6 protein-coding genes are annotated in these 4,631 nt (G+C 40.1%); all 6 read left to right on the top strand.

The window, feature by feature from the left end:
• Nucleotides 1-257 (top strand): hypothetical protein (locus HZC12_08130; GenBank protein MBI5026671.1); only part of this gene is annotated, 257 nt, incomplete at its 5' end.
• A gap of 94 nt (nucleotides 258-351) precedes the next feature.
• On the top strand, nucleotides 352-642 hold the full coding sequence (locus HZC12_08125; protein ID MBI5026670.1) for a type II toxin-antitoxin system VapB family antitoxin: 291 nt from the start codon (nucleotides 352-354) through the stop codon (nucleotides 640-642).
• Complete coding sequence (hyfB, locus tag HZC12_08120; protein ID MBI5026669.1) at nucleotides 557-2,548, top strand: hydrogenase 4 subunit B; 1,992 nt, start codon at nucleotides 557-559, stop codon at nucleotides 2,546-2,548. The genes HZC12_08125 and hyfB overlap by 86 nt, the downstream gene beginning before the upstream one ends.
• A 101-nt stretch (nucleotides 2,549-2,649) precedes the next feature.
• Complete coding sequence (locus HZC12_08115) at nucleotides 2,650-3,567, top strand: NADH-quinone oxidoreductase subunit H (GenBank protein MBI5026668.1); 918 nt, start codon at nucleotides 2,650-2,652, stop codon at nucleotides 3,565-3,567.
• Nucleotides 3,568-3,609: 42 nt separating this feature from the next.
• On the top strand, nucleotides 3,610-3,975 hold the full coding sequence (locus tag HZC12_08110; protein MBI5026667.1) for a four helix bundle protein: 366 nt from the start codon (nucleotides 3,610-3,612) through the stop codon (nucleotides 3,973-3,975).
• Between the two features lie 51 nt (nucleotides 3,976-4,026).
• Nucleotides 4,027-4,631, top strand: a 605-nt coding sequence (locus HZC12_08105; protein ID MBI5026666.1) for a hydrogenase, incomplete at its 3' end; no start/stop codon positions are given.

Here is a 4,631-nt window from a genome sequence, read left to right as displayed (position 1 = left end):
ATGTTTCAGGCATTCAGCTTTTACATCATCCCGACCTGATGCCTATCTGGTGGTCATTGGCTCTTGGGGCATGTCTCGGCGGAAACGGCACTGCAATAGGCGCATCGGCAAATGTCATAGTAGTTGGCATGTCTGAGAAGCTCGGAAAGAAGATATCATTTGGAAAGTTTATGCTCTACGGCATGCCATTGATGATAATGACTGTTGTTATTTCGACCGTGTATGTCTGGCTGAGGTATTATGTGTTGAAGATATAATTGAGAGGCAGCGAAAAGCTGCCTTTTTTGCCTTTTTTGTGTGTATTTGATAGGCATAAAAAATTATTCTATTATATGCATAAGGAGGCGTTTCATGAGAGCTACTATAGAAATAGACGATAGGCTTTTTGAGGAGGCAAAAAAACTTACCTCAGTAAAGACCAAAAAGGAACTTATTAATTTATCACTGAGGGAACTTATAAGGAGGAAGAAAATAGAACATCTTTTTCTCTACCCCTTTCTTGTCGTCCTTGATTTTAATTCTTCATTTGTTATAAAGTTTAAAGATTTTTTTCAAGATGGACCCGGAGAGTTATTTATACATAGGTGTTTTATTTTTTATTTCGGGTGTGGCAATTTCTTTGCTGCCGCTTTCGAAGGTTAAAAACTACACCTATATCCTTTCTGCCCTCGGCTCTGTAGGCTTTGCTTTATTAAGCCTGTATTTATTATTTGCCACGCCTGTAAATCTGTTTTCCATTCCTATTTCATCCGTTTTTGATTTTGCCTTTGGCGGTGACGCAATCTCAGGACTTTTTGTTCTGGCAATATCCATCCTCACATTTGCTGTATCAATATATTCCATTGGATATACAAAAGACCTGAAGAATAAAGGTCTGATGGGATTTCTATTTAATATTTTTATCCTGAGCATGTATGCGGTTATCCTTTCAGGAAATATAATCACATTTCTCATATCATGGGAGACTATGTCTATCGTCTCCTATTTTCTTGTAACCTTTGACAGGAACGAGAAATCAGCAAAGGCAGGACTTATCTATGCAGTGATGACCCACATCGGAACTGCCTTTATAGTAGCCCTTTTCCTGATCCTCTACAAACAGACAGGAAGCATGAGCTTCTCGGATATGAAGGGACTCTCTTCACAAATACCTGAGAATTTAAAACATTTAATATTTATCTTCTCTATTATTGGTTTTGGCACAAAGGCAGGAATAATGCCTCTCCACACATGGCTTCCGAGGGCACATCCCGCAGCCCCTTCAAATATCTCATCCCTTATGTCAGGGGTGATGATAAAGACTGGAATCTACGGATTTATAAGGATAAGCATGGATATAATGGGGCAGGGTCCTGAATGGTGGGGAATAGTCATACTTATAATCGGGGCCATTTCTGCTGTTTATGGCGTTTTGTATGCCCTGATGGAAAACGACATAAAGAGGCTCCTTGCATATTCAAGCGTTGAGAATATAGGGATTATCCTACTTGGTATCGGAGCCTCAATGGTATTTAAGAGTCATGGCCTTTATAATCTTTCTGCCATCGGCCTTATAGCAGCACTTTATCATATATTCAACCATGCCGTGTTCAAGGGGTTGCTCTTTTTAGGTTCTGGCTCTGTGATGCATGCAACTCATACGAAAAATATGGAGAAAATGGGCGGGCTCATTAAATCAATGCCCTACACAGGGTTATTTTTTCTTATAGGTTCTGTTTCCATATGTGCCCTTCCTCCATTTAATGGCTTTGTGAGTGAATGGCTTACATATCAGTCGCTGCTGCTCGGTTTTAAGTCTCCATCAATCACATCGAAGATAATATCTCCCCTTGGCGGCGCTGCTCTGGCACTCACAGGTGCCCTTGCTGCTGCATGTTTTGTAAAGGCATTCGGCATATCCTTTCTGGGAATGCCGAGGAGCCATCATGCAGAGAATGTAAAGGAATCATCCCCATCAATGGTAGCAGGAATGGCTTTTCTTGCCGTGCTGTGCCTTGTATTCGGCATATTCCCCGGCTCTGTCATATCGGTGATTTCTCCTGCCTCTTTTCTCATTACAGGTTCATACGGCATATTATCAGAGAAAGGCTTTCTGAATATAAGTGAAACCTTGTCGGCTCTTTCGCCCCTGGCAATACTCATTACAATGATTATCATGTTTATTGCTACTGGTATATTTATTCTCACTGTCGGAGGCAAAAGGAAGGTAGCCTATGGTGACTCGTGGGATTGTGGGATTCCTGCTCTTAATGCAAGGATGCAGTATACAGCAACAGCATTTATAAAGCCCATAAAGCTTATATTTAAGAGAATCTATCTTCCGAGGAGGGAACTTAAAGTCTCCTATATTGTAAAACCATTTTTTGTAAAGTCCATAAAATACAGCAGCGAAATAACACCCTTTTTTGAAAAATATGTATATGAGCCTGTTATAGTTTTTATCCACTGGATTGCAGGGAGGGTGAGACTGCTTCAATCAGGCAGCCTTCACCTTTATCTTGGCTATATTTTGGTGACACTAATACTGCTTTTGATATTCGGGACATAATACTGAATTGAAAATTGCAAATTGAAAATTGAAAAATATGGAAACAGTAATTTTAAAATTTAAAATTTTCAATCTTCGATTTGCAATGGAGCGATAGCGACATGGAATATTTTCAGTTTCTAATAATCATTTTATTTTCTCCGCTCATCAACGGAGTGATAAAGAAACTCAAGGCAAATATGCAGGGTAGGATCGGGCCTGGCATATTCCAGCCATATTACGACCTAATAAGGCTATTTAAGAAGGATATGGTGATATCCAGTGTTACATCATGGATATTTAAAGCAACGCCATACATAGTATTTACATCCACAATTGCTGCTTCGATGATTGTCCCTGTTATAACCACAAAGGCATCCCTCGGAATGATGGGAGATGTCATAGCATTGATTTATGTCTTTGCCCTCGGAAGGTTTTTCATGGCCCTTGCAGGCATTGATGCAGGGACAGCTTTCGGCGGAGAAGGCAGCAGCAGGGAGATGACTGTTGCAATCCTTGTTGAGCCGATGATGATGTTAAGCATATTCACTGCAGCCATATCAGCAGGCTCCACAAATATAGCCAGGATTGCGGAAACCCACGGCATATTTTATTCTCCGTCCCACATCCTTGCCCTGTCTGCATTTATGGTGGCAATAATCGCAGAGACAGGGAGAATCCCTGTTGATAACCCTGACACACATCTTGAGCTTACCATGATTCATGAAGGGATGCTCCTTGAATACTCAGGAAGATACCTTTCACTCATGGAATGGGCACATTACATGAAGCAGATGCTTTTATTCACCCTTGCTGTTGACATATTCTTCCCAATCGGGATTGCAAATAATACCGAAATTTCAGGTCTTGCAGTGTCATCCGGAGTTTATATTTTTAAAATACTTCTCATGGCATTTTTAATGGCATTGATAGAGTCAACAAGGGCGAAGATGAGGTTTTTCCAGTTGCCGTCTCTTCTCGGAGGTGCATTTGTGCTTGCTTTGCTTTCGCTTTTAACTTACATAATGATGGGGAAATAGCGACATTCTGCGAATGTCGAATTGAAAATTGAAGATTGTAAAGTGATAGAAAAAGCAAACCAACTTTCTGAAAGATTATTGGATTATGGGGTTAAGATAATAAAACTTACTCTGAAACTTGAAAAGACATTTGCTGGGAAACATATAGCTGGGCAATTATTACGCTCAGGAACTTCCGCTGGAGCCAATTATGAAGAGGCATGCGGTGCACAAAGTAGAGCAGATTTTGTACATAAACTCCAGATTGTTATGAAAGAGCTTCGTGAATCATTATATTGGCTGAGGTTAATTCAGAAATCCGGAATATCAAGCAGCGAAGATTTAAATGACCTCATTGATGAGACAAAGCAATTGAGTAATATTATTGCTAAATCGTTAATTACGGCGAAAAGAAAATGTTCAGTTTGAAATTTTCAATCTTCAATTTTCAATTTTCAATTTCTAATGGAGCATAGCGACATGAAGAACTGGATTCAGGCATTTTCTGTAATCGATTTCATATCAGTGGGGATACTCCTTACTGCCATTTCGATGAATGCCCTTAAGAGGCTTGAGTCATGCGTTAAGGCATATAGCCTGAATTCATGGCTCCTTTCATTATTGATTGGTATTGTTGCATTCATGGTTGGAGAGACCCATCTATATGTCGCATCCATTGTTACCCTTTTGAGCAAAGGTCTTTTGATACCAATGTTTCTCAGAAAAATCGTAAGACAGATGAAGGTTACACATGATGTGGAACCATATATAAGCAATCCCTTATCTCTTACTATATCAGGAATACTTGTAGCTGTTGTTTATGCATCATTAAGCGAAGGTATATTTGTTACAGGGTTTTCGAGGAATGTCCTCCAGATCTCAATTGCCGTAATACTGATCGGGCTTTTCATAATGATAACGAGGAGGAAAGCGATAACACAGGTCATAGGACTTCTGATTATGGAGAACGGGCTTTTCCTTGCCGGGTTCTCACTGACCTTTGGGATGCCGATGGTCATAGAGCTTGGAGTTTTATTCGATATGCTGATGGGAGTCATAATTTTAGGATTCTTCGCCGTGCAGAT

The sequence above is a fragment of the Nitrospirota bacterium genome (genome assembly GCA_016214385.1).
Lineage (GTDB): Bacteria > Nitrospirota > Thermodesulfovibrionia > UBA6902 > JACROP01 > JACROP01.
This window is presented reverse-complemented; position numbering and strand designations above follow the sequence as displayed.

Coding starts and splice junctions, on each gene's coding strand:
- HZC12_08125 (MBI5026670.1), top strand. CDS start 352: ATGAGAGCTACTATAGAAATAGACGATAGGCTTTTTGAGGAGGCAAAA.
- hyfB (MBI5026669.1), top strand. CDS start 557: ATGGACCCGGAGAGTTATTTATACATAGGTGTTTTATTTTTTATTTCG.
- HZC12_08115 (MBI5026668.1), top strand. CDS start 2,650: ATGGAATATTTTCAGTTTCTAATAATCATTTTATTTTCTCCGCTCATC.